23 protein-coding genes are annotated in these 25318 nt (G+C 73.8%); 12 read left to right on the forward strand and 11 right to left on the reverse strand.

From position 1 onward, the window contains the following. Positions 1-41: 41 nt before the first annotated feature. From AC07FV_RS21750 to AC07FV_RS21770, 5 genes are all read right to left on the reverse strand, one after another. On the reverse strand, positions 42-791 hold the full coding sequence (locus AC07FV_RS21750; RefSeq protein WP_479089000.1) for a DUF72 domain-containing protein: 750 nt from the start codon (positions 789-791) through the stop codon (positions 42-44). Between the two features lie 15 nt (positions 792-806). Beyond that, positions 807-1901, reverse strand: coding sequence for a DUF5925 domain-containing protein (locus AC07FV_RS21755; protein WP_479089001.1), 1095 nt, complete (start codon positions 1899-1901; stop codon positions 807-809). A 100-nt stretch (positions 1902-2001) separates the two neighbouring features. Then, the gene (locus AC07FV_RS21760) at positions 2002-2772 is read right to left on the reverse strand and encodes a polysaccharide deacetylase family protein (RefSeq protein WP_479089250.1); all 771 of its coding nucleotides are present in this window, start codon (positions 2770-2772) and stop codon (positions 2002-2004) included. 34 nt (positions 2773-2806) lie between these two features. Then, positions 2807-3808 (reverse strand): glycosyltransferase family 2 protein, encoded by a 1002-nt coding sequence (locus AC07FV_RS21765; RefSeq protein WP_479089002.1) that lies wholly within the window; start codon positions 3806-3808, stop codon positions 2807-2809. Next, positions 3805-4689 carry a glycosyltransferase family 2 protein gene (locus AC07FV_RS21770; protein WP_479089003.1) on the reverse strand — a complete coding sequence of 295 codons (885 nt, stop codon included), beginning with the start codon at positions 4687-4689 and terminating at the stop codon, positions 3805-3807. Before AC07FV_RS21770 ends, AC07FV_RS21765 begins: the two co-directional genes overlap by 4 nt. A 619-nt stretch (positions 4690-5308) precedes the next feature. On the opposite strand from AC07FV_RS21770, the gene AC07FV_RS21775 reads away from it, so the two are divergent. The 4 genes from AC07FV_RS21775 (at position 5309) to AC07FV_RS21790 (ending at position 8020) form a co-directional block, all read left to right on the forward strand. Beyond that, entirely contained in the window at positions 5309-6115 is an 807-nt protein-coding gene (locus AC07FV_RS21775; RefSeq protein ID WP_479089004.1) for an SGNH/GDSL hydrolase family protein, read from the forward strand. A gap of 201 nt (positions 6116-6316) precedes the next feature. Further along, a complete protein-coding gene (locus tag AC07FV_RS21780) occupies positions 6317-6859 on the forward strand; it encodes a sigma-70 family RNA polymerase sigma factor (protein ID WP_479089005.1) in 543 nt (180 codons plus the stop codon). After that, the gene (locus AC07FV_RS21785) at positions 6856-7635 is read left to right on the forward strand and encodes an anti-sigma factor (protein ID WP_479089006.1); all 780 of its coding nucleotides are present in this window, start codon (positions 6856-6858) and stop codon (positions 7633-7635) included. The genes AC07FV_RS21780 and AC07FV_RS21785 overlap by 4 nt, the downstream gene beginning before the upstream one ends. Before the next feature lie 115 nt (positions 7636-7750). Further along, complete coding sequence (locus tag AC07FV_RS21790) at positions 7751-8020, forward strand: hypothetical protein (RefSeq protein ID WP_053128431.1); 270 nt, start codon at positions 7751-7753, stop codon at positions 8018-8020. Positions 8021-8339: 319 nt separating this feature from the next. Here the strand turns inward: AC07FV_RS21790 and AC07FV_RS21795 are convergent, their stop codons facing one another. From AC07FV_RS21795 to hmgA, 3 genes are read right to left on the reverse strand one after another with little or no spacing between them, the layout of a single operon-like run. Further along, positions 8340-9500 carry a type ISP restriction/modification enzyme gene (locus AC07FV_RS21795; protein ID WP_479089007.1) on the reverse strand — a complete coding sequence of 387 codons (1161 nt, stop codon included), beginning with the start codon at positions 9498-9500 and terminating at the stop codon, positions 8340-8342. 22 nt (positions 9501-9522) lie between these two features. Continuing rightward, on the reverse strand, positions 9523-10272 hold the full coding sequence (locus tag AC07FV_RS21800) for a GntR family transcriptional regulator (protein WP_384700466.1): 750 nt from the start codon (positions 10270-10272) through the stop codon (positions 9523-9525). 26 nt (positions 10273-10298) lie between these two features. Beyond that, complete coding sequence (hmgA, locus tag AC07FV_RS21805; RefSeq protein WP_479089008.1) at positions 10299-11615, reverse strand: homogentisate 1,2-dioxygenase; 1317 nt, start codon at positions 11613-11615, stop codon at positions 10299-10301. Positions 11616-11787: 172 nt separating this feature from the next. Here hmgA and AC07FV_RS21810 point away from each other — a divergent pair, with 172 nt between their 5' ends. The 8 genes from AC07FV_RS21810 (at position 11788) to AC07FV_RS21845 (ending at position 22714) form a co-directional block, all read left to right on the forward strand. Further along, on the forward strand, positions 11788-12357 hold the full coding sequence (locus tag AC07FV_RS21810) for a hypothetical protein (protein ID WP_479089009.1): 570 nt from the start codon (positions 11788-11790) through the stop codon (positions 12355-12357). 152 nt (positions 12358-12509) lie between these two features. Beyond that, a complete protein-coding gene (locus tag AC07FV_RS21815) occupies positions 12510-13127 on the forward strand; it encodes a TetR/AcrR family transcriptional regulator (protein ID WP_479089010.1) in 618 nt (205 codons plus the stop codon). A 103-nt stretch (positions 13128-13230) separates the two neighbouring features. Beyond that, positions 13231-15462 carry a molybdopterin oxidoreductase family protein gene (locus AC07FV_RS21820; protein ID WP_479089011.1) on the forward strand — a complete coding sequence of 744 codons (2232 nt, stop codon included), beginning with the start codon at positions 13231-13233 and terminating at the stop codon, positions 15460-15462. Positions 15463-15597: 135 nt separating this feature from the next. Then, positions 15598-17055, forward strand: coding sequence for a CitMHS family transporter (locus AC07FV_RS21825; protein WP_479089012.1), 1458 nt, complete (start codon positions 15598-15600; stop codon positions 17053-17055). 73 nt (positions 17056-17128) lie between these two features. Continuing rightward, complete coding sequence (locus AC07FV_RS21830; protein ID WP_479089013.1) at positions 17129-18367, forward strand: MFS transporter; 1239 nt, start codon at positions 17129-17131, stop codon at positions 18365-18367. Between the two features lie 378 nt (positions 18368-18745). Further along, positions 18746-20083 (forward strand): ABC transporter ATP-binding protein, encoded by a 1338-nt coding sequence (locus tag AC07FV_RS21835; protein WP_479089014.1) that lies wholly within the window; start codon positions 18746-18748, stop codon positions 20081-20083. Between the two features lie 122 nt (positions 20084-20205). Beyond that, positions 20206-21594 carry an aldehyde dehydrogenase family protein gene (locus AC07FV_RS21840; RefSeq protein ID WP_479089015.1) on the forward strand — a complete coding sequence of 463 codons (1389 nt, stop codon included), beginning with the start codon at positions 20206-20208 and terminating at the stop codon, positions 21592-21594. Between the two features lie 22 nt (positions 21595-21616). Beyond that, complete coding sequence (locus AC07FV_RS21845; protein WP_479089016.1) at positions 21617-22714, forward strand: zinc-binding dehydrogenase; 1098 nt, start codon at positions 21617-21619, stop codon at positions 22712-22714. Here the strand turns inward: AC07FV_RS21845 and AC07FV_RS21850 are convergent. The 3 genes from AC07FV_RS21850 to AC07FV_RS21860 all read right to left on the reverse strand — a co-directional run bounded on the left by AC07FV_RS21850 (position 22711) and on the right by AC07FV_RS21860 (position 25252). Continuing rightward, the gene (locus tag AC07FV_RS21850; protein ID WP_479089251.1) at positions 22711-23703 is read right to left on the reverse strand and encodes a DMT family transporter; all 993 of its coding nucleotides are present in this window, start codon (positions 23701-23703) and stop codon (positions 22711-22713) included. The two genes, AC07FV_RS21845 and AC07FV_RS21850, sit on opposite strands and share 4 nt — an antisense overlap. Before the next feature lie 131 nt (positions 23704-23834). After that, complete coding sequence (locus tag AC07FV_RS21855) at positions 23835-24548, reverse strand: ArsR/SmtB family transcription factor (RefSeq protein WP_479089017.1); 714 nt, start codon at positions 24546-24548, stop codon at positions 23835-23837. Positions 24549-24610: 62 nt separating this feature from the next. Further along, on the reverse strand, positions 24611-25252 hold the full coding sequence (locus tag AC07FV_RS21860; RefSeq protein ID WP_356606042.1) for a TetR/AcrR family transcriptional regulator: 642 nt from the start codon (positions 25250-25252) through the stop codon (positions 24611-24613). Positions 25253-25318 lie beyond the last annotated feature (66 nt).

The following is a 25318-nucleotide window of genomic DNA, read 5'->3' on the forward strand; positions in this document are numbered from 1 at the left end:
GCGCCGGCGGGGGCCGCGGCGCGTCGCGCCGTTCCCCGCCCTCAGGGCGTGCGTGTGACCGTGAGGTCCGACGCCCGCGCCAGCCGTGCGAAGACCCGCGCGTCCCGCACGGCCGCCCCGTCCGGGTCGTTGTTGAAGTACGCGTACACGTCCTGGTGAGGCCAGGTGTCCCGGATGCGCCCGACCCAGGTCGCCAGGGACCGGCGGCCGTAGTGCGGCCAGGCGGCGGCACGCCCCTGGTGGAAGCGGACGTAGCCCCAGTCGGTGGTGCGCCACAGCGGGGCCACCGGCCTGGCCCGGACGTCGGCCCAGCACAGCGCCGCGCCCCGGGACTCCAGGACGCCGCGCACCTCGGGCGTCCACCAGGACGCGTGCCGTGGTTCCACCGCGACCCGCGTGCCGGGCGGGAAGCACGCGAGGCAGGCGTCCAGCAGCCCCGCGTCGCCCCGCAGCGTCGGCGGCAGTTGCAGCAGGACGGGACCGAGGCGGTCACCCAGGCCGGCCGCGTGGGTCATCAGCCGGTCCACCGGTTCCGCCGGGTCCCGCAGGCGCTTGATGTGCGTGAGGTAGCGGCTCGCCTTGACCGCGACCACGAAGTCGGCCGGCACCCGCTCGCGCCACGCCTCGAAGGTCTCCCGCGTCGGCAGCCGGTAGAACGCGTTGTTGATCTCGACCGTCGCGAAATGGGCCGCGTACCGCTCCAGCCACAGCCGCACGGGCAGCCCGGCCGGGTACAGGACGTCCCGCCAGTCCCGGTACTGCCAGCCCGACGTGCCGATGAACAGGGTCATACCCCCATCAAACAGCTAGAGGTAGAGTCCCGCGTCCGCACCGGCCCGCGGCTCCGGCAGCGCGGTCGGCGAGGTGCCCCGGCGCAGCGCGTACAGCTCCGCCAGGGTGGCGCCCTCGCGGCCCACGCCCTCCTCGCTGCCGAGCCAGCCCACCGCCTCCCGGCGGGTCAGCGGTCCGACCTCGATACGGGCCAGGCAGCGGCCGGGCCGGACGACGGCGGGGTGCAGACGCTCCAGGTCCTCGTTGGTCGTCACGCCGACCAGGACGTTGCGGCCCTGGCCGAGCAGCCCGTCCGTGAGGTTCAGCAGCCGGGAGAGGGCCTGGCCCGCGGTGTGCTTGGCCTCGCCGCGGATCAGCTCGTCGCAGTCCTCCAGCAGCAGGAGCCGCCAGCGCGCCTTGCCCGCCGCGTCCTCCTCGCCGATGGCGATGTCCATCAGGTAGCCCACGTCGGAGAAGAGCCGCTCCGGGTCGAGCACGCAGTCCACCTGGCACCAGTCCCGCCAGGACCGGGCCAGGGTGCGCAGCGCCGACGTCTTGCCGGTGCCCGGCGGCCCGTGCAGGAGGAGCAGCCGGCCCGCGATGTCCTCGGGGGTGGTCTTCATCAGGCCGTCCATCGCCTCCGCGACCGGGGCGGTGTAGTTGGCCCGGACCTCGTCCCAGGTGCCCGCGGAGATCTGCCGGGTGGTGCGGTGCGGGCCGCGGCGCGGGGAGACGTACCAGAAGCCCATCGTGACGTTCTCCGGCTGCGGCTCGGGCTCGTCCGCGGCGCCGTCCGTGGCGTCGGCGAGCACCTTCTCGGCCAGCTCGGCGCTGGTCGCCGTCACCGTGACGTCGGCGCCCCGGCTCCAGCGCGAGATCAGCAGCGTCCAGCCGTCGCCCTCGGCCAGGGTCGCGCTGCGGTCGTCGTCGCGGGCGAGCCGCAGGACGCGCGCGCCGGGCGGCAGCAGGGTCGCGCCGGACCGCACCCGGTCGATGTTGGCCGCGTGGGCGAAGGGCTGCTCACCCGTGGCGAAGCGGCCGAGGAACAGCGCGTCGACGACATCGGAGGGCGAGTCGCTGTCGTCGACGTTGAGCCTGATCGGCAGGGCGTCGTGCGGGTTGACGGACATGCCGCCATGATCCGGCACGCGGCCGCCGCGTGCACCCGCTTTCCCGGGGACACGCGGCACCCAAGGCGTGGCGCGGCGTGGCGGACCGACGGCCGGCGGTTCAGGCGCCGGCCCTCGACCACCCCCGCGCCCGCCGTGCCCCGCGAAGCACGGCGTACCCCTTGGTGAGCACGCGGTCCCGCGCGAAGGTGCGGGCGATCGCCCGGCCCTCGACCAGCCGGGCGAACTCGTCCGGCCCCGTGCCGCGCCGCACGGTGACCCGCCGCAGGGCGTACGGGCCCTGGGCACGGCGCGCCAGGCCGTTGCCGACGGCGAGCGCCTGCGCGTATCCCGTCTCGCGCACCGCCCGCCGCACCCGGCGGTCGGAGTACCCGTAGGGATAGGCGAAGGACCCGGGCGCCGCGCCCACCTGGTCGGTGACGATCTCCCGGCAGTGGATCAGCTCGAACCGCAGCCGCTCCTCGCCGAGTTGGTCGAGCTGCGGGTGGGTGTGGCTGTGCCCGCCGATCTCCACACCGGCGGCGGCCAGTTCCCTGACCTGGTCCCAGTCGAGCATGGTGTCCAGGGCCCCGCCGGTGTCGTACGGCCCCCGCAGCCAGCCCGTGGAGACGAACAGGGTGGCCGGGAAGCCGTACGCGGCCAGGACGGGCAGGGCGTGCCGGTGGACGCCCTCGTAGCCGTCGTCGAAGGTGATGAGGACGGGCCGCCTGGGCAGCGGGCGCCCGGAGCGCCACGCGGCGGCCAGCTCCGCCGTGCCGAGGGGCGTGAGGCCCCGGTCGGCGATCGCCGCCATCTGCTCGGCGAACGCCCGCGGGGCCACCGACAGGGCGCGGGTGGCGTCGCTGGGATCGGTCGCGACCGCGTGGTACATGAGGACCGGCACGCGCGCGTCGTCCCCCGGGTCGTCAGCCACGCGCACCCCCTTCCACCGGCGCCACGGAGAAGGTGCTCCCGCCCCGCCGCGCCCGTACCGTCCCCACCAGGTAGCCGCCCGCCGCCGTGAGCACCCCGGCGACGATCGCGCCCGCCCGACCCGCGCCGCCCGGCCGGGCCAGCACCGCGTCGCGCAGCCCGCGCGCCACCCCGGCCGGCAGCACCCGGGTGGCGTAGCGGCGTTCGGACTCCAGCCCCTTGCCCGCGCCGACGCTGCGCGCCACCAGCGCCTTGGACAGCCCCTCGGCCCAGGTACGGGTGCGGAAGTAGCCGAAGTGCTCGCGCACCCCGGGCACCCGGTGGTGGATCACCGCGCGGTCGTCGATCAGCAGGACGGCGTCGGGGCGGGCGCGGGCGAGCCGGATGCACAGCTCGGTCTCCTCGCAGCCCAGCGGCCGCTTGTCGCCGTCGCGCCCGATGCCGGTGGCGAAGCCGCCCGCCGCCTCGAACGCCTCGCGCCGGAAGGAGGCGTTGCCGCCCAGCACGTTGCGCACCCGGACCCGGCCGGGCGGCAGACCCCGGTACGTGCAGCCCACCACCCAGTCGAACTCCTCCGGGAACCAGACGGGCCGGCGCCCCGACGCCCAGACGGGCTCGGTGCGCCCGCCGACGGCCATCACGCGCGGGTCGGCGTATCCCTCGGTGAGGTGCCGCAGCCAGTCGCGCTCGGCCACGGCGTCGTCGTCGAGGAAGGCGATCACCTCTCCGCGGGAGGCGGCGATGCCGGTGTTGCGGCCGGCGGACAGGCCCCGGGGGCCCGCGTTGGCGAGCACCCGCACCTCCCGGCTCTCGTCGTACTCCCGCGACAGCCGTTCCCGCAGCGCCTCGTTGTGGTCGACGACCAGCAGCGTCTCGCGGGCCGGGCGGGACTGCGCCCGCACCGAGGAGACCGCCGCGAGGATGTCCTCCCAGCGGTCCTCGGTGTAGACGCAGATCACGACGGAGATCGTGAGCGGGGCGCCGGAACCGCTCAAGACGCCTTCCTCCGGACCGCGCCGACCGGGCCGACCGCACCCACCGGGCCGACCGGGCCGACGGCGCCGACCGGGCCGAGCGTGGGCGAGTGCGTACGGCTGCGCAGGGCACGCCGGTTGGAGCGCTCGTCGAGGATGACTCTGAGGACGCGCAGGCCGTCCCGGACGGCGCGCAGGTTGCTGACGCCGTGGATGCGCAGGTACTCGTGGCTGGGGATCTCCTGGACCTTCAGGCCGGCCTTGACGACCCGGATGTTCATCAGGGTCTCCACCTCGAAGCCGGTGCAGTCGAGATCGATCTTGTCCAGGCAGTGCCGCCAGAAGGCGTTGTAGCCGTAGCAGAGGTCGGTGTAGCGGGCGCCGAACTTCCGGTTGACCACCGCGCACAGGGCGCGGTTGCCGAGCTTGCGGATGAACGTCATGTCGTCGGTGCCGCCGCCGTTGGCGAAGCGGGAGCCCTTGGCGAAGTCCGCGCCGGAGACGAGGGCGGAGACGTACGAGACGATCTCCTGGCCGTCGGCCGAGCCGTCGGCGTCGACCATCACGATGATGTCCCCGGTGCACGCCTCGAAGCCGGTGATCAGCGCGTCCCCCTTGCCCTTGCCGCGCTGCTCGACCACCTTGACGTCCGGCCGCAGGTCCCGTGCGACCCGCACCGTGTCGTCGGTGGAGTTGCCGTCCACGAGGACGACCTCGTGGATCCAGTCGGGCAGCGTCTTGAAGACGTAGGGAAGGTTCTCCGCCTCGTTCATGGCGGGTATGACCACGCTCACCGGCGGTGCTATCGCCAGGTGCGAGGAGACGGGCCGGTACTTCTCGGCCGCTGACGGATCGGGTGACGGATCGTTGCCCGTCGACGCCGGCTGCAGAACTGAGCTCATGAGTCTGGTCCCTCTCGTCCGGCGGACCGCCCGCCCCAGGGGCGGTCCGGCTCTGTGTCCGGTTCGAAAGGGGGGTTCTCGCCCCACGGCACGGCGGAGTGGAACTCCGTACGTGCCGGACGAGCTGGCATGGCCTGCCGGCGCCGGAAAGAAACGGCAGCCGACCGCGCGGCACGGCCCGGTCGCCTGTGCGGCCACCGAGCACGGCACCCCCCTACCGCGCCTCCCGCCCGGTCCGCCGCGGCCTCGAGCCCTCCCCTGAGCCGCTTGCCGACGTTCCGATGCGAGAGATGTATGACGGTATTGACGATTGAAGCTGTATGGCAAGACCTGGAAGCAGGACTCACGTTTTTGTCGGTTTGCCGCCATCTGTTCTTCACACGGGGCGATTTCGTGCGGAACCGGTCCCCCGGACCGTTCCGCTTTGCCCCCCGAAGCCCAAGATGCCGGGCCTCAATGTGGCGCAGCTCTCAGGAGACCGTCAAGACGGCACAGGTGTTCCCGCTGCTTTTCGTCCGATTTTGAACGACCGTCAGCCATTTATTGGCATGGACACTTCCTGTCAACACGCGTAGCTGCTACCACGGTTCATGGCAGAGATCCTGCTAAAGGAGGTTCCATGAGACGTTCCCGACTTGTCGGCTTCCTGACTTCCGTCCTCCTCGCCGCCGGCGCCGCCCTCACCGGGGCCGCGACCGCCCAGGCAGCCCAACCCGCAGTGTCCGGCGGCTATGTGGCGCTCGGCGACTCCTACTCCTCCGGCGTCGGAGCGGGCAGCTACATCGCCTCCAGCGGCGACTGCAAGCGCAGCACGAAGGCTCACCCCTACCTCTGGGCGGCCGCCAACTCACCCTCGACCTTCGACTTCACGGCCTGTTCCGGCGCCCGTACGGGTGATGTTCTCGCCGGACAACTCGGCCCGCTCACCACCGCCACCGGCCTGGTCTCGATCAGCGTCGGCGGCAACGACGCGGGGTTCGCCGACGTGATGATGACCTGCGTCCTCCAGTCCGACAGCTCCTGCCTGTCGCGGATCGCCACCGCGAAGGCGTACGTCGACTCGACGCTGCCCGGCAACCTCGACGGCGTCTACTCGGCGATCAGCGGCAGGGCCCCGAACGCCGAGGTCGTCGTCATCGGCTACCCGCGCTTCTACCGGCTCGGCGCCTCCTGCCTCGGCCTCTCCGAGACCAAGCGGAAGGCGATCAACGACGCCGCCGACCACCTCAACACCGCGATCGCCAAGCGCGCCGCCGACCACGGCTTCACCTTCGGCGACGTGCGGACGACGTTCACCGGGCACGAGATCTGCTCCGGCAGTTCCTGGCTGCACAGCGTGAACTGGCTGAACATCGGCGAGTCGTACCACCCGACCGCGGCCGGCCAGTCCGGCGGCTACCTGCCGGTCCTCAACAGCGCCGCCTGACCGGAAACGGAAGCAGAAGGAGAAAGCGGAAAAGAGGAGGGGAGGCCCCGCCGGTCGGGGTCTCCCCCCTCCCGCTTCCGGGTCGAGCCGCCGACCCGCGTTTTCCGCCCGCGGATCCGTACCTCCGCCCGAGGGCGCGCCGCCGTGCGCGCCCCGCGGTGATGACGACGGGCCGGCGCGGCCCGCGGAGAGGGGGGACCCGTGGAGGCGGACGAGCTGCTGGTGCTCGTGGCGGACGGTGACCAGAAGGCCTTCGAGGACCTGTACGGACTGGTGTCCGGGCCGGTGTTCGGACTCGTACGGCGCGTGGTGCGCGACCCCGGCCAGTCCGAGGAGGTGGCGCAGGAGGTGCTGCTCGAACTGTGGCGGTCCGCCGCGCGGTTCGACCCGCGCCGGGGAAGCGCCCTGTCCTGGATCCTCACCGTCGCGCACCGCCGCGCCGTCGACCGGGTCCGCAGCGCCCGCGCGGCCGGCGAACGCGAACGGCGCGAGGCCCGCCGCGCCCGCCTCCCCGCCTTCGACCAGGTGTCCGAGGAGGTCGAGGCGGGTCTCGAACGCGAAGGGGTACGCCGCTGCCTGGACCGGCTGACCGCCCTGCAACGCCAGTCGGTCACCCTCGCCTACTACGACGGCTACACCTACCGGGAGGTGGCCGAACGCCTCTCCCTTCCCCTGGGCACCGTCAAGACGCGGATGAGGGACGGCCTCACCCGCCTGCGCGACTGCCTGGGAGGCGCGGCATGAGCGCCCTCGGCCGGCTGTCGCGCCGCGGCGACCTCCACTCGCTCGCCGCCCCCTACGCCCTGGACGCCCTGGAGGGCGCCGAACGGGTCCGCTTCGACCGGCACCTGCGAGGGTGCGGCCGGTGCGCCGCCGAGGTGCGGGTCCTGACCGAGGACGCCGTCCGGCTGGCCCGGTCCACGGCCGCCCCGGCGCCGGCCGCCCTGCGCGACCGTGTCCTGGCCGCCGTACGCACCACCCCGCAGGAGCCCGCGCCCAAGGCCGTACCGAGGCTGCCGCCGGGCCGCTCCCGCGCCTCCCGGCCGCGCCCCCTGCGCGTGCCGTTCGCCACGGTCACGGCCGCGGCGGCCCTCGTGGTGGCCTCGCTCTTCGCCGTACAGGCGGACCGGACGCTGGGGGAGTTGGACGCCGCGGGGGACCGGGCACGTGAGATGGCCCACGTTCTCGCGGCTCCGGACGTCCGCGCGGCGTCCGACACGGACGACCGGGGCCGCACCCTCGCCGTGGTCGCCTCCGCGTCCGAGGGGCGCGCGGTCGTCACCCTGAGCGGATACGGCGAGCCGTCCGGCGACCGCGTGCACCAGCTGTGGCTCGTGCGCCCCGGCGCCGGGCCGCGCTCCCTGGGGCTCCTCGACGGCGACACGCCCCTGATCGCCTCCGGTCTGCGGCCGTCCGGCACGTCACTGGCCGTGACCGTCGAACCCGGTGGCGGCTCCGACCGGCCGACGAGCAGGCCGGTTGTCCAACTCACCCTGGAATCTGTTGGATTCGGAGAGTAATCGTCAACCCCCTTACGGGGAAGGTGAATCCTGTGACCGCGATACACGCATGCCGCACCGGGGCGATAGGGTTACCCTGCCCGGGCCGGGTGGACTCGTACGGGTGGGGAGTGACATGGAACAGATAACAGTGCGCAGCAGGGCCAGGGTCCCTGCGATCACCTGCGGGAGCAGCGCGACCAGCTCGCGTCTCGACCGCCATCTCGCGGTGCTGGGAGGGCCTGCCCTTCCACAGCGGGAGACGGTGGAGGCGACGTCGCTGATGCGTGAGCTGACCGCGCGTGAGCCCGCGCACAAGCGCAGCAGCAGGGGCGCCAGGGTGCGCCGGGTCTCGCTGTTCGCGCCGCTGCGCCGACTGCGTCGTTCGCTGTTCGGCAGCAACTGAGGCCCGCGCTCCGGCCGCACACCGTCCCCGGCGCGGCGCCGCCGCACACGTCCGTCATCCCCACGGCACGCAGCGGCGCCCCGGTGTGTTCCCGAGCGCGGGCACGATTTCGTACGCCCCGCTCGTACGCCTGACCGACCCGTACGCCCGACCCGTACGCCCGACTGCGACGGTCCGTCTCGCGCGCCCGACGTCGTAGGTCCGCCTGGCGCGCCCGGCTGCGTCCGCTGGTCCGGCCGGTTCGTCCCGTGCCCCGGTTCGTCTCCTCGCTTCGCCGTTTCCCCGCCCGGCGGTGACGCCCACCGGCCCCCCGGCCGGGCTACAGCAGTGCCAGCTGGCCCTCCGGGCCCTCTTCCCGGCCGTCCAGGACGGAAGCCGGCCGACGGGCCGCCGAGGGCACCGGGAGAACGCCCGCCGCGCGCAGTTCGGCCGCTGTGATCTCCGCCGACACCGTGAGTTCCCGGCACCGCGGCCGGACCTCGGCGAGCAGCGCGAGGACCGTGATCAGCTCCAGCAGCTCGGACGTCCAGGTCTGCGGCCAGCCGGCCGGACGGATCGCCGCGAGCGTGCCCGGCTCGCCCTCGGCGGTGCGGGCCGCGAACCACTGCTCCAGCACCCGCACCCCGCCCGCCTCGAAGTCCCAGGCGCCGGGCGGCACGGGGGAGACCCGGCCCTCGTCCAAATACAGGGCCTCCTCGTCCCGGTCGTAGCGCAGGGCCAGCGGGCGCGCGGGCAGCGGGGCACGGACGTACGGGCGGCGGCCGCCGGGCAGCTTGGGGCGCTCGCCGTCGCGGCGCATCAGCCACAGGGCGCGCCGGCCCAGCCCGACGCCGTACTCCCACAGCGCCGGGTCCGCGGTGAGCGGGACCCGGGAGCCCTCCCGCACGGCCGCCACCGTCCAGGCCAGGACGTCCAGCGGCTCGGGGCGCCCGCCGAGCCGGGCGGCCAGGTGGTCCAGGAGGCCGGGGGCGAGATTGGGTTCCGTGCCGCCGGGGCGGCGGAACAGCGGGCGGACCCGGGCGCCGCCGAGCAGGGGCAGCCGGGAGGTCGCCAGGAGCAGCGGAGGGCCCGTCGCCTCGGCGGTCTCGGTCACGAAGACCTGGTGTTCGTCCGCCACCCGCCACAGCTCGGGACGGGCCGCGTCGATCAGCCGGTGGTCGGGGATCAGCCACTGCTCGTCGAAGGGCGCGCGCAGCACGCGGACCGGTTCCGGGCACGGCCCGTGGGCGCGCAGCAGCTTCTCCGTGCCGCCGGACGCGCCCGGCAGCCGGCCGACCGCCGTGTGCAGCGTGCGGGACCGCGTCGGCTCCAGCAGGGCCTCGCGGTCGGGGCCCTCCGCCTTCACCAGGGCGTCCCAACGGGCCTTCAGGGAAGCCGGGTCGGGAGCCGCCGGCCACCCCCGGCCGAGCCGCGGCGGTGCGACGGACCACGGCAGGAGGTCCGCCAGCGGCGGAGCGTCGTCGTGCGTCACGCTGGGCATCGTACGACGGGGCACCCGGACCTCAGGTGGCGTCCAGGGTGACCGTGAAGGAGAAGCGGTCGCCCCGGTAGTGGATGACGGCCACGTCCAGCACCCGTCCCGCGGTGTCGTAGGTGATGCCGGTGTAGTGCAGGATCGGGCTGAGCAGCGGGACGTCGAGCAGCCGGGCGGTCTCCGGGTCCGCGAGCCGGGCCTCGACGGTGTCCGTGATCCGGCTGATGTCCACGCCCACCACGTCCCGCAGCACCTTGGTCATCGGCCAGCGGGCCAGGTCGGCCGGGTCGACGCGGGCGGCGATCTCGGGGCGGACGTAGTTGCGGGCGTGGTTGGTGGGTTCGCCCGTCTTCTCCTCGCGGCGCAGCCGGTGGTACGTCGCCGTCTCGGCCAGGTCCGGGAAGTGCTCGGCCAGTTCGGCCGGGACCGGGCCGGTGCCGTGGTCGAGCAGCTCGGTCCGCATGCCGGACTGCTGGGCCACGATCGCGTCCACCGAGCCCAGCAGCCGCACCGGGGCGCCCCGCCGGGCGTGCGGCTCGATGAACGTGCCGCGCCTGCGGTGCCGGGTGATCAGCCCTTCGTCCTCCAACTCCTTCAGGGCCTGCCGCATGGTCAGCACGCTCACCCCGTAGTGTCCGGCCAGCTGCTCCTCGGTGGGCAGGCGCAGCGGGTCCCGCGGCGAGCGGCCGAGTATCGAGGCGCGCAGCGACTGCGACACCTGGTACCAGAGCGGCAGCTTGCGGTTCAGGACGATGGAGTCCGGGGCGAAGGAGGTCACGGGCCATCCGTACCGGTAGGCATTGCTCAGTGCAAGGGGCGGAAGTGACGCTCCATGCCCTGCCAGACATCGTCGTAGCGCGGTTGCAGGTGCTCGGCGCGGGCCGCCTGGGGGGTGAGGGTCACCGGCCACCGCGTCTCGAACATGAACGCCAGGCCGTCGTCGATCCGCTGCGGCTTCAGCTCGGCGGCGCTCGCCCGGTCGAAGGTCTCCCGGTCCGGCCCGTGCGCCGACATCATGTTGTGCAGCGAACCGCCGCCGGGCACGAATCCCTCGGCCTTCGCGTCGTAGGCGCCCTCGATCAGGCCCATGTACTCGCTCATCACGTTCCGGTGGAAGTACGGCGGCCGGAAGGTGTCCTCGCCGACCAGCCAGCGCGGCGCGAAGACCACGAAGTCCACACCGGCGAGGCCCGGGGTGTCCGACGGGGAGGTGAGCACCGTGAAGATCGACGGGTCCGGGTGGTCGTACGAGATGGTGCCGATGACGTTGAAACGGCGCAGGTCGTAGACGTACGGCACATGGTTGCCGTGCCAGGCGACCACGTCGAGGGGGGAGTGGTCGTAGACGGCGGTCCAGAGGTTGCCGCAGAACTTGTTGACCACCTCCGTGGGGCTCTCGTCGTCCTCGAAGGCCGCGACGGGTGCCTTGAAGTCCCGCGCGTTCGCCAGGCCGTTGGCGCCGATCGGGCCGAGGTCGGGGAGGCGGAAGGGGGCGCCGTAGTTCTCGCAGACGTACCCGCGCGCGTCCTCGTCGAGCAGCTCCACGCGAAAGCGCACCCCGCGCGGGATCAGCGCCACATGGCCGGGTTCGGCGTGCAGCAGCCCGAACTCGGTGTGCAGCAGCAGGCCGCCGCGCTCCGGGACGATCAGCAGCTCTCCGTCCGCGTCGCTGAACACGCGGTCCATGGAGGCGGTGGCGTGGTACAGGTGCACGGCCATGCCGGCGCGCTGGGTGACGTCGCCGTTGCCGCCGAGCGTCCACAGGCCCGCCAGGAAGTCCGTACCGGCCTCGGAGGCGGGGAGCGGACTCCAGCGCAGGCGGTTCGGGTCGGGTACGGCCTGGGTGAAGGGGGCCGTGCGGATCGCGCCGTTGCCCGTGCGGGTGAACGCCGGGTGCGCGGCCGACGGACGGATGCGGTACAGCCACGAACGCCGGTTGTCCGCCCTCGGTTCCGTGAACGCGGTGCCGCTCAACTGCTCCGCGTACAGCCCGAGAGGTGCTCGCTGGGGCGAGTTCCGGCCCTCGGGCAGCGCGCCCGGCACGGCCTGCGAGCTGTGCTCGTTGCCGAAGCCGGACAGGTAGGCCGGCCCCTCCGCGGTCTTCCGCGCGTCCCCGCTCATTGATCGCTCCCTCGCCACCCGATTCCTATGGGACACCGTAGGATTGCGGTTTCCCCCGCGCAAGAGGGCGCACGGGTTCTTCCGGACCCGTACGGGTCCCTCTTGAGGAGGATGACCGGAACCGGACCCCAGGGGGATTCGCCGGGTCGGACCTGTGTTCTAGTCTCCCGTCATGTCGTGGACGCGGGGAGTGCGCACCGTGCTCGCGGTCTGTGTCCTGCTGCTGACCGGATCCGCGGGCTGCGGTTCCGGTGCCGAGGACGAACCGGGGACCCGGGCCTCGGCCACCCCGGTGGGCAGACTGCTCGACACCACCGACGAGGAGGGCCGGCGCTACCGGGAGGTGGACGGCGCGCGGGCGCCCGAGGTCGGTATCGAGGTGCAGCCCGAGAGCGACGGCGGCTGGGACGTACGCCTGACCGCCCGCCACTTCAGGTTCTCGCCGCCCGGCACGGAGGCGAAGCCGGTGGCCGGCCGCGGCGTCGCCCACCTCTTCCTCGACGGCGACCTCGTCACCCGCCTGCGCGGCCCGGAGCACCACCTCGCCGCCGGCCTCGTCCCGCGCGGCACGCACCAGGTCACGGTCCGCCTGTACGCGGACGACGGCACCGTCTGGGCCGTCGACGGCGAGCCCGTCGAGAGCACCGCGGACATCACGGCGTCGGAGGCGGAGCCCACGGAGGCGACGGGGCCGGAGGAGATCGGGGGGCAGGGCCCGCCCGGCGACGCGGTGGGCCGGTGAGAGCGGGGGAGGGGGCCGCTCCGCCGGTGCGGTGGTGCCGGTGGGTACGGGGGTGCGAGTGCGCGCCGCCGACACGGTGGGCCGGTGAACGGGGGCGCCGGCCCGCACCGTACTGAAGGTCACAGTTCACCGGACCGCGGCGGAAGGGCATCATGAGACCCGTGTCCCACGCGACCTCGCTCCGCCGCGCCCCCGTCCAGCGGCGCAGCGCCGAACGGCTGACCCGGATCCTCGACGCCTGCGCCGACCTCCTCGACGAGGCCGGCTACGACGCCCTGAGCACCCGGGCCGTCGCGCTGCGCGCGGACGTCCCCATCGGCTCGGTGTACCGCTTCTTCGGCAACAAGCGGCAGATGGTCGACGCGCTCGCCCAGCGCAACCTGGAGCGCTACGCGGAGCGCGTCACCGAACGGCTCACCGAGACCGGCGACGGCGGCTGGCGCGGGGCGCTGGACGCGGTGCTCGACGAGTACCTGGCGATGAAGCGCACCGCGCCCGGCTTCTCCCTGATCGACTTCGGCAACCAGATCCCGGTCGGCGGCCGTCACGCCGTCCCCAACCACCGGGTCGCCGACCGGCTCACCGAACTGCTCTCCGGCTACCTCGGCCGCAGCCCCGACGACGATCTGCGCCGCGTCTTCCTCGTCGCCGTGGAGACCGCCGACTCCCTGGTCCAGCTCGCCTTCCGGGTCGCGCCGGACGGGGACGAGAGGATCATCGAGGAGGCCAGGGAGCTGCTGCGGGCGTACCTGGGGCGCGTACTGGAGTGACGGGCCGGTGCCGTACGGCCTCCCGCACAGGTCTCCCCAACATGCCTACCGGTCGGTATGCTCACCGCGAGGAAGCGCCGCTGCCGCCGCCCCGGGAGGACCCGTGTCCCGCACCGCCCTGCGTATCTGCCCCCTGTGCGAGGCCACCTGCGGCCTGGCCCTCACCATCGACGGCACCACGGTCACCGCCGCCCGCGGCGACCGCGACGACGTGTTCAGCCGTGGGTTCATCTGCCCCAAGGGCGCGTCCTTCGGCGCCGTCGACTCCGACCCCGACCGGCTGCGCACGCCCCTGGTGCGCAGGGACGGCGCACTGCGCGAGGCCACCTGGGAGGAGGCGTTCGACGCGGTCGCCGCCGGGGTCCGGACCGTCGCCGAACGGCACGGCGCGCACGCCGTCGGCGTCGTCCTCGGCAACCCCAACGTGCACACCGTGGCCGGCGCCCTCTACCCGTCCGTCCTGCTCGCCGCCCTCGGCACGCGCAGCCTCTTCACCGCCTCCACGGTCGACCAGATGCCCAAGCACGTCTCCAGCGGCCTGCTCTTCGGCGACGCCAACGCCATCCCGGTGCCCGACCTGGACCGCACCGACCACCTGCTGCTGATCGGCGCCAACCCGCTGGAGTCCAACGGGAGTCTGTGCACCGCGCCCGACTTCCCCGGCCGCCTCAAGGCCCTCAGGGCCCGCGGCGGCACCCTCACCGTCATCGACCCGCGCCGCACCCGCACCGCGAAGCTCGCCGACCGGCACGTGGCGATCCGCCCCGGCACCGACGCCCTGTTGCTCGCCGCGATGGCCCACGTGCTCTTCGAGGAGGAGCTGGTGGACCTCGGCGAGCTTGCCCCGCACGTCGAGGGCGTGGAAGAACTGGCCGCCACGGTACGGGACTTCACGCCCGAGGACGTCGCCGCGGCCTGTGACGTGGAGGCCGGCGTGACGCGCGCCCTCGCCCGTGAACTCGCCGCGGCCCCCACCGCCGCCGTCTACGGCCGCATCGGCAGCTGCACCGTCCCGCACGGCACCCTCGCCAGCTGGCTCGTGGACGTCCTCAACCTCCTCACCGGCAACCTCGACCGGCCCGGCGGCGCCCTCTTCCCGCAGGCGGCCACCGACCGGACGCCTCGCCCCGCCGGGCCCGGCCGGGGCTTCGCGCTCGGCCGCTGGCGCTCCCGGGTCGGCGGACACCCCGAGGCCAAGGGCGAGCTGCCGCTGTCCGTCCTCGCCGAGGAGATCGACACCGCCACCGACGAGGGCGAACCGATCCGGGCGCTGATCACCGTCGCCGCCAACCCAGTCCTGTCCGCACCCGACGGGAACCGGCTCGACCGGGCCCTGGACTCGCTGGACTTCATGGTCAGCGTCGACCCCTACCTCAACGAGACCTCGCGCCACGCCCACGTCGTCCTGCCGCCGCCCCCGCCGGCCCAGAGCCCGCACCACGACTTCGCCCTCAACACCCTCGCCGTGCGCCACCAGGTCCGCTACACCCGCCCCGCCGTCCCGCTGGAGCCCGGCCGCATGGCCGAGACCGAGATCCTGGCCCGGCTGACCCTGGCCGCCTCCGGCCGGCACGGGACCGACCCGGCCGCCGTCGACGCCCTGGTGATCGAGCAGACCCTCTCCAGGTCCGTCCGCGACCCGCACTCGCCCGTGCACGGCCGCGACCCCCTCGAACTGGCCGCCCTGCTCACCGGGGAGAACGGCCCCGAGCGACGACTGGACATGATGCTGCGCCTCGGCCCCTACGGCGACGGCTTCGGCGCGGACCCGGACGGGCTGTCGCTCCAGCGGCTGCTCGAGCACCCGCACGGCATCGACCTCGGACCGCTGCGCCCGCGGCTGCCGCAGCCGCTGAAGACCCCCAGCGGCAAGGTGGAGCTGCTGCCTGGGCCGATCGCCGACGACCTGCCGCGGCTGCGGCGGGCCCTGGCCGAGCGGCCCGACGGACTCGTCCTCGTCGGCCGCCGCCACCTGCGCTCCAACAACAGCTGGATGCACAACGTCCCGGCCCTCACCGGCGGCTCCAACCGCTGCACGCTGCACCTCCACCCCGACGACGCAGCACGGCTCGGCGTGCGCACCGGGGCGAGCGTGCGCGTGAAGGGCGCCGGCGGGGAGCTGACCGCCCCCGCCGAGGTCACCGACGCCGTCCGGCCGGGCGTGGTCAGCCTCCCGCACGGCTGGGGGCACGACCGGCCGGGCACCCGGCTGACCCACGCCGCCACCGACCCCGGCGTCAACGTCAACCAGCTCCTCGACGGCAGCGCGCTCGACCCGCTCTCCGGCAACGCGGTCCTCAACGGCGTGCCCGTGGAGGTCAGCCCCGTCAGCTGAGCAAAGCCGTGACCTGGAGTTTTGCGCTTATTGCTCGCGTGTCCACGTCTTGTTAACGCGCGTACACGGCACCTAACGTCGCTCGCACCGCCTGCCCCGGTGGGATGTTCAAGGGCGAACGTTAGGTACTCATTCATGCTGACCATCCTCGGCTTCGCCATGATCGCGACCTTCCTGGTCCTGATCATGATGAAGAAGATGTCGCCGATCGCGGCGCTCGTGCTGATCCCCGCGCTGTTCTGCGTGTTCGTCGGCAAGGGCGCCCACCTCGGGGACTACGTCATCGACGGCGTGTCCAGCCTCGCCCCCACCGCGGCGATGCTCATGTTCGCGATCGTCTACTTCGGGGTGATGATCGACGTTGGGCTCTTCGACCCGATCGTCCGGGCCATCCTGAAGTTCTGCCGGGCGGACCCGATGCGGATCGTGGTCGGCACGGCCCTGCTGGCCGCGATCGTCTCCCTGGACGGCGACGGCTCCACCACCTTCATGATCACGGTCTCGGCCATGTACCCGCTGTACAAGCGCCTGAAGATGAGCCTGGTCGTGATGACCGGTGTGGCTGCCATGGCCAACGGTGTGATGAACACGCTGCCGTGGGGCGGGCCCACCGCCCGCGCCGCGACCGCGCTGAAGGTCGACGCCACCGACATCTTCGTCCCGATGATCCCGGCCCTGGCCGTCGGTCTGCTCGCCGTCGTCGTCCTCGCCTACGTGCTCGGGCTGCGCGAGCGCCGGCGCGTGGGCACGCTGACGCTGGACGAGGCGCTGGTGCGGGAGCCGGAGAGCGAGAGCGAGACGGTGCTGGTCGGCGCCGGGGCGGGGGCCCGCGCGGGTGCGGGTGCGGCTTCCGGTGCCGGTGCGGCTTCGGGTGCGGGGGCGGGGGCGGCTTCGGATGGCGGTGCCGGTGCGGAGAAGGCGTCCGCCGGGGACGGGGAGCCGGACGACGACTTCCAGGGCCTCGACCCGAACCGGGCCACCCTGCGGCCCAAGCTGTACTGGTTCAACGCGCTGCTCACGGTCGCCCTGCTCACCGCCATGATCATGGAACTGCTGCCGATCCCGGTGCTCTTCCTGCTCGGCGCCGCGCTCGCGCTCACCGTCAACTTCCCCCACATCCCCGACCAGAAGGCCCGGATCGCGGCCCACGCCGACAACGTGCTCAACGTCTCCGGCATGGTCTTCGCCGCCGCCGTCTTCACCGGCGTCCTCTCCGGCACCGGCATGGTCGACCACATGGCCAACTGGCTGGTGGACACCATCCCCGAGGGCATGGGCCCGCACATGGGCCTGGTCACCGGCCTGCTGAGCCTGCCGCTCACCTACTTCATGTCGAACGACGGCTTCTACTTCGGCGTGCTGCCGGTGCTCGCCGAGGCCGGTCAGGCGCACGGGGTGTCGACACTGGAGATCGCCCGCGCCTCGATCGTCGGCCAGCCGCTGCACATGTCCAGCCCGCTCGTCCCGGCCGTCTACGTCCTGGTCGGCATGGCCAAGGTCGAGTTCGGCGACCACACGCGGTTCGTGGTCAAGTGGGCGGTCCTGACGAGCCTGGTCATCCTCGCGGCGGGCATCCTGTTCGGCATCATCTGATCATCGGACCGGCTTCCGCGGGCTCGACCGGGGGACCGGCTCACGGACACGGCAGTCCGGGAAGGACACGACCATGGCGCCCGGTGGGAACCGCGGCTGGCTGCTCCGCCTCGTCATCGCCTTCGGCTTCGCGCAGGGGGCGGTGTCGATGGCCCGGCCGGCCGTCTCCTACCGGGCCCTCGCGCTGGGCGCGGACGAGCGGGCGATCGGCGTCATCGCCGGTGTGTACGCGCTGTTGCCGCTGTTCGCCGCCGTCCCGCTCGGCCGCCGCACCGACCACGGCCGCTGCGCGCCGCTGCTGCCCGTCGGCGTGGTGCTCATCTCCGGCGGCTGCGCGCTGAGCGGCGTCGCGGGCTCGCTGTGGGCGATGGCCCTGTGGAGCGGCGTCATGGGCCTCGGCCACCTCTGCTTCGTCATCGGCGCCCAGTCGCTGGTCGCCCGGCAGTCCGCGCCGCACGAACAGGACCGCAACTTCGGCCACTTCACGATCGGCGCCTCGCTCGGCCAGCTGATCGGCCCGGTCGCGGCGGGCGCGCTGATCGGCGGCCACGACATGGCGGGCAGCAGCGCGTTGGCCCTGGTGGTGGCGGGAGCGGGCGCGGCGGTGGCGTTCACGTCGCTGTGGCGCATAGAGCACCCGACGGCCGCCGGCTCCCGCCCGGAGGCGGGCACGCGGGTCCCGGTGGGGAGCATCCTGCGCGCCCGGGGCGTGCCCGCGGGCATCCTGATCAGCCTGTCCGTGCTGTCCGCCACCGACATCCTGACCGCCTACCTCCCGGTGGTCGGCGAGCACCGGGGCATCTCCCCGGCGGTGATCGGCGTACTGCTCAGCCTGCGGGCGGCGGCCACGATCGCCTGCCGGCTGGTGCTGACGCCCCTGCTGCGGCTGCTCGGCCGCACCGTGCTGCTCACGGTGACCTGTCTGCTGGCCGCCCTGCTGTGCGCCGGTGTCGCGCTGCCGGTGCCGGTGTGGGGGCTCGCGCTGATGCTGGTCGTCCTGGGCTTCTGCCTCGGCGTCGGCCAGCCGCTGTCCATGACCACGGTCGTCCGGGCGGCCCCCGACGGAGCCCGCTCCACCGCCCTGGCCCTCCGGCTGACCGGCAACCGCCTCGGCCAGGTCGCCGCGCCCGCCGCGGCCGGACTGATCGCCGGTGTCGCGGGTGTGGCGGCGCCCTTCGTGATGCTCGGGGCGCTGCTCCTCCTGTCCTCGGGCGTCGCCCTGCGCTCCTCCTCCGGCCCGCCCGGGAACGAGCCGCCCCCCGGGGCAGCGGCACCCCGCAACCGGCGCGCACCGCGCCGCACGGCCCGCTGACGGCTCCGCCGCCCGTGTCCCGGGGCCCGCTGCGGAACTGCGCCGCAGGGGCAGGGGCAGGGGCAGGGGCAGGGGCCGGGGCAGCGGCGGGGTGCCGGGTCCGGCGTCCCGGCTAGGGCCCGGCGGCCGTGCCCCGGCGGTCCAGTGCGGGCACCCCCGGCGCCGCGCCGCCGGCCGCCCCTCCGTGAGCGGCCCGGCGGCTGAATTCGGCCGTCCGCTTTCTCACCAGATGGACGCCGGCACGGAATTCGGGTCCGGTGTCTTCCCCCGCCCGCGTACAGTCCGTTAACTTCCGTGACTCACACGCCCCGTACGACCCGCACGAGGGCGTCCGACCGCGGAGCACCAGCGCTCAGTGAGCCCCCGGGGGCACCTGCCATGACACGCGCCATCTCCCTGCACGACGTGAGCAAGACCTACGCGCGAGGCGTCCGCGTGGTGGACCGGCTGTCGCTGGACGTCGCGCCCGGCGAGTTCCTCGTCCTGCTCGGCCCCTCCGGCTGCGGCAAGTCCACGGTGCTGCGCATGATCGCCGGCCTGGAGGAGATCACCGACGGCGAACTGCTGCTGGACGGCGCGTACGCCAACGACCTGCTGCCGTCCGAGCGGAGCATGGCGATGGTCTTCCAGAACTTCGCCCTGTACCCCAACATGACGACCCGCGGGAACATCGGCTTCCCGCTGCGCGTCGAGGCCCCGCAGGCCGACCACGGCCCCCGCGTGGACGCCACCGCCCGCATGCTGGGCATCGAGGACCTCCTCGACCGCTTCCCCGCCCAGCTCTCCGGCGGCGAACGCCAGCGCGTCGCCATGGGCCGGGCCATCGCCCGCCACCCCACCGCCTTCCTCATGGACGAGCCGCTGTCCAACCTCGACGCCAAGCTCCGCAACCACCTGCGCGCCGAGATCACCCGACTGACCCGGGAACTGGGCGTCACCACCGTCTACGTCACCCACGACCAGTCCGAGGCCATGTCCCTCGGCGACCGCGTCGCCGTCCTGCGCGGAGGCGTCCTCCAGCAGGTGGACAACCCGCGCGCGGTGTACGCGCTCCCGCGCAACGTCTTCGTCGCCGCCTTCATCGGCACCCCGCGCATCAACCTGCTGCGCGGCCTGGTGCGCGCCCCGCTGGACGGCGCGATGACCATCAGCCTGGGCAAGCAGTTCCTGCGCCTGCCGGAACCGCTCTCCCTGGACCACCAGCTGCTCCGCGTCCAGCAGGGTCGTGAGGTCATCGTCGGCCTGCGCTCGGAGGCGGTCAGGATCGCGCAACCGTCCTCCGCCCGCCCCGGCGAGGTGCTGCTCACCGGCCTCGTGGAGCACGTCGAGTTCCAGGGCCACGAGATCCTCGTGCACTTCGACACCGGCTCACGGCCGGCCGTCGTGCCCGACCTGGAGGCGCCGCGCCCCCTCACCCGCCCGGCCCGGCGCCGTCGCCGCGACGGCACGGTCCTGCACCGCCTGAAGGAGCGGGCGGGCGCCCTGCGCGCCGGACCGGTGGTGGTCATGGACGAACCGGAGGAGGCCGGCCCCGCGGTGGCCCCGCCCGACGGCCGCCTGCCCGGCGACCTGATCGTCCGGACCACCCCCGACATCGACCTGCGCCACGGCATGCAGGTGCCGCTCCTCGTCGACCTGGCCCACCTGTTCGTCTTCGACCAGCACGGCGAACGGATCTGCCCCGCCCCCGCCCGGCTGCCGGACCTGGAGGAGTGAGCCCACGGGAAGCCGCCCCACCGGGAGGGTGACCCGCGCCACCATGGTGGCCGCCCCTGGTGCCGTAAAACTATCGGCGCTAGTTTGGGGCCGGACGACGAGGCCCGCCCGGAAGGAACGCGATGAAGGCACACGACGGCATGTACATCGACGGAGCCTGGCGGTCCGCCGACGGACGGGACACGATCGACGTCGTGAACCCGGCCGACGAGCAGGTGATCGGCCAGGTCCCGGCCGGCAACGCCCTGGACGTCGACAACGCCGTGCGGGCCGCCCGGGCCGCCCTGCCGGGCTGGGCCGCCACCCCGCCCGCCGAGCGGGCCGCACGCCTGGCCGCCCTGCGGGACGTGCTGGTGGCCCGCAAGGACGAGATCGCGGAGACGGTCACCGCCGAGCTGGGCTCCCCGCTGAAGTTCTCGCAGGCCGTGCACGCCGGCGCGCCGATCGCCGTCGCCGGCTCCTACGCCGAGCTGGCGGCCACGTACGCCTTCGAGGAGAAGGTCGGCAACTCCGTCGTGCACCACGAACCGATCGGCGTGGTCGGCGCCATCACCCCCTGGAACTACCCCCTGCACCAGATCGTCGCCAAAGTCGCCCCGGCGCTCGCGGCCGGCTGCACGATCGTGCTGAAGCCCGCCGAGGACACCCCGCTCACCGCCCAGCTCTTCGCCGAGGCCGTGCACGAGGCCGGTGTGCCGGCGGGCGTCTTCAACCTGGTCACCGGCCTGGGCCCGGTCGCCGGACAGGCCCTCGCCGAGCACCCCGGTGTCGACCTGGTCTCCTTCACCGGCTCCACGGCCGTGGGCCGGCGGATCGGCGCCCTCGCCGGCGCCGCCGTCAAGAAGGTCGCCCTCGAACTCGGCGGCAAGTCCGCCAACGTCATCCTGCCCAGCGCCGACCTCGCCAAGGCCGTGAACGTGGGCGTCGCCAACGTCATGTCCAACTCCGGCCAGACGTGCAGCGCCTGGACGCGCATGCTGGTCCACCGCGACCGGTACGACGAGGCCGTGGAGCTGGCCGCCGAGGCCGCCGCGAAGTACGGCGACCGGATCGGCCCGGTCGTCAACGCCAAGCAGCAGGAGCGGGTGCGCGGATACATCGAGAAGGGTGCCGCCGAGGGCGCCCGTCTCGTCGCGGGCGGCCCCGAAGCCCCGCGGGACAAGGGGTACTTCGTCAGCCCCACGGTCTTCGCCGACGTGACCGAGGAGATGACCGTCGCCCAGGAGGAGATCTTCGGCCCCGTCCTGACCATCCTCCGCTACGAGGACGAGGACGACGCCCTGCGGATCGCCAACGGCACGGTGTACGGCCTCGCCGGCGCCGTCTGGGCCGGGGACGAGGCCGAGGCGGTCGCCTTCGCCCGCCGCATGGACACCGGCCAGGTCGACATCAACGGCGGGCGCTTCAACCCGCTGGCGCCCTTCGGCGGCTACAAGCAGTCCGGCGTGGGCCGCGAGCTGGGCTCGCACGGCCTGGCCGAGTACCTCCAGACCAAGTCCCTCCAGTTCTAGCTCCAGGGGAGTTGCCCACGTCATGGCCGTCCGTACCGCTGTCCGTGCCGCCGTCGTACCCGCCGTAGGCTCCCCGCTGGAGGTCACCGGGATCGAGCTGCCCGCACCCGGCCCCGGCCAGGTCCACGTGCGGCTCGCCGCCGCCGGCGTCTGCCATTCCGACCTGTCCCTGTCCAACGGCACCATGCGGGTCCCGGTCCCCGCCGTCCTCGGCCACGAGGGCGCCGGCACGGTCCTCGCCGTCGGCGACGGCGTCACCCACGTCGCCCCCGGCGACGACGTCGTCCTCAACTGGGCCCCGTCCTGCGGCGCCTGCCACGCCTGCTCGCTCGGCGAGGTCTGGCTGTGCGCGAACGCCCTGTCCGGCGCGGCGAACGTGCACGCCCGCCGTGCCGACGACGGCACCGACCTGCACCCCGGGCTCAACGTCGCCGCCTTCGCCGAGGAGACGGTGGTCTCCGCGTCCTGCGTCCTGCCCGTCCCCGACGGCATCCCCCTCACCGACGCTGCCCTGCTGGGCTGCGCCGTGCTCACCGGGTACGGCGCCGTCCACCACTCGGCGAAGGTCCGGGAGAGCGAGACCGTCGCGGTGTTCGGCGTCGGCGGAGTGGGGCTCGCCGCGCTCCAGTCGGCCCGGATCGCGGGCGCCTCGAAGATCGTCGCCGTCGACGTGTCCCCGGAGAAGGAGGAGCTGGCCCGCTCCGCCGGCGCCACCGACTACCTGGTCGCCGGCGACACCACCGCCCGCGAGATCCGCGCCCTCACCGGCAAGCAGGGCGTCGACGTCGCCGTCGAGTGCGTGGGCCGGGCCGTCACCATCCGCACCGCCTGGGAGTCCACCCGGCGCGGCGGCCGCACCACGGTCGTCGGCATCGGCGGCAAGGACCAGCAGGTCACCTTCAACGCCCTGGAGATCTTCCACTGGGGCCGCACCCTCACCGGCTGCGTCTACGGCGACGCCGACCCCGTCCGGGACCTGCCCGTCCTGGCCGAGCACGTGCGCGCGGGGCGGCTGGACCTCGGCGCCCTGGTGACGGAGCGGATCGCGCTGGACGGCATCCCGGCGGCCTTCGAGAACATGCTGGCGGGCAAGGGCGGACGGGCGCTGGTGGTGTTCTAGACCCGGCCCCCGCGTCCCGCGTGCGGCTCCGTGGCCCCCTCGGGCTCCGGAGCCGCCGTCCCGTTCGGAGCCGCCGTCCCCTTCCGGTTCCGCGACCGGGACACCGCCACGCCCGCCAGGCACAGCGCGCCCCCCGCCAGGGTGAGCAGCCCCGGCACCTCGCCCAGCGCCAGCCACGACATCAGAACGACCAGGGCGGGCACGGCGTACGTGGTCGCGCCCATGCGGCCGGCCGTCGTACGGGCCAGGGCGTACGCCCACGTGGTGAACGCCAGGGCGGTCGGGAACACGCCCAGGTACACCATGTTGAGGGTCGCGGAGACGGGCGCGTCGGCCGCCTCGTGTACCAGCTGCCCCGCGAACGGCAGGCAGAGCACCGCGCCGACCAGGCACCCGAAGGTCGTCACCTGGAGCGCGCTCGCGTGTCCCAGCGCGGGCTTCTGGGCCACGACCCCGCCCGCGTACGCCCCTGCGGCCAGCAGGCACAGCACGACGCCGAACAGCGAGGAACCGCCCTCGCCGGACATCGACAGGCCCACGGTCACCGCACCGGCGAACGACACCGCCATCCCCGCCAGCAGCCGCGGCGGCAGTCCGTCCCCGAGGAACCGGGCGCCGAGCAGGGCGATGAGGATCGGCCCGACGTTCACCACCAGGGCGGCGGTACCGGCGTCCACCTGCTGCTCGCCCCAGTTCAGGACGACCATGTAGAAGCCGAACCACAGCACCCCCGATATCGCGATGCCCCGCCAGGCGGCCCGCGGCGGCAGCCCCTCCCGGCGCAGCAGGCAGATCGCGCCGAGTGCCAGGACGCCCGACAGCAGCCGGCCGAGCGCCAGCGCGCCCGGGGAGTAGACCTCACCCGCGCTGCGGATGGAGACGAAGGCGGAGGCCCACAGCACGACGGTGACGGTGGCGGCGCCGGCCGCGAGCAGCTGCGGGCGGCGGGAAGCGGCGCGCGGGGTGGTGGCGCGTGGGGTGGTGCTCATCATGCTCCCGAGGCTAGAAGGGAAGAGGTTCGTCGACCGGCGGGTTCCGGACGGGGACGCGGCGGTTTCGGGGACGGGGACGCGGCGGTCCGGGGACGGGGACGCGGCGGTCCAGGACGGGGACGGTGCACTCAGCGCAGTACCACCGGGTCGATGCCCAGCAGCTCCGTCAGCGCCTGCTCACCCGCCGCCGTCACCCGCACCGCCCGTTCGGAGCCGATGCGTACGCACCAGCCCGTCTCCAGGGCGTGCAGGCACAGGGCCGCGCCCGCGACGCCCGCGAGGTGGGGGCGGCGTTCGGTCCAGTCGAGGCAGCCGCGGGCCAGCGGCCTGCGCCCCGTGGGCCGCAGGGTGATCCCGGCGGTGGCGAACCAGCCCAGGCCCGCGTCCGTGAGGGCGAAGCCGGTGTCCTGGCGCAGCAGTCCGCGTCCGGTCAGCGCGTCGGTGACGGCGATCCCGAGCCGCCCGGCGAGATGGTCGTAGCAGGTGCGTCCCCGCGCCATCGCCGACCCGGCGCTCGAAGCCCGCAGGGTACGCGGTCGCCGGGCCGCGGCCTCGGGGGCGACCTGCGCGGCCAGGTCCTCCACGAGCTGGGCGGTCCGCTCGTCGGCCAGCCGCACGTACCGGTGCCGCCCCTGCCGCTCCTCGGAGAGCAGGCCGCCCGCGACGAGCTTGCCCAGGTGCTCGCTGAGGGTCGACGCGGCGACGCCCGCGTGCCGGGCCAGTTCGCCGGCGGTCCACGCCCGGCCGTCGAGCAGTGCCAGCAGACAGGCGGCCCGGGTCTCGTCGGCGATCAGCCCGGCCAGCCGGGCGAGTCCGGAGGCCCCGGTTTCCCTGGTGGTCATGCGTCCCAGGATGCGTCACGCACCGTTCGGCCCCCGCCGAAGTGTCCGCACGGCACGTGTCCTCACGCGTCCCCCGCGGCCTGCCGGTACTGCTGCGCCAGCCCGTCCAGCAGGGCCGCCAGCCCGGTCTCGAAGGCGCGCTCGTCGATCTTCTCCTGCTGCTCGGCCAGCAGGTGCGCCTTGCCGAGGTGCGGGTAGTCGGCGGGGTCGTACGCGCTCGCGTCGTCCGGGAAGCCCCGGGCGAAGGAGCCGAGCGCGGAACCCATGACGAAGTAGCGCATCAGCGCGCCGATGGACGTGGCCTGGGCCGGCGGCCAGCCCGCGTCGACCATCGCCCCGTAGACGGCGTCCGCGAGGCGCAGCGCGGCCGGGCGGCGGCCGGGGCCGTGGGCGAGGACCGGGACGATGTTGGGGTGGTCGCGCAGCGCCGCCCGGTAGGAGACGGCCCAGTCGTGCAGCGCGGTCCGCCACTCCCGGCCGTCCTCGAACATCGACAGGTCGACCTGCGCGCTCACCGAGTCGGCCACCGCCTCCAGGATCTCGTCCTTGGTGCGGAAGTGGTTGTAGAGCGAGGGCCCGCTGACCCCCAGCTCCGCCGCGAGCCGGCGGGTGGAGACGGCCGCGAGGCCCTCCGCGTCCACCAGCGCGCGGGCCGTCTCGACGATCCGGTCGGTGCTGAGCAGGGGCTTGCGCGGTCGGGCCATGGCGCACATAGTAGGGCTGCGTACAGAAACTAGCAGTGCTAATTTAAATGTACGGCTTTCAAGGTG

The organism is Streptomyces sp. NPDC045956 (assembly GCF_056430705.1).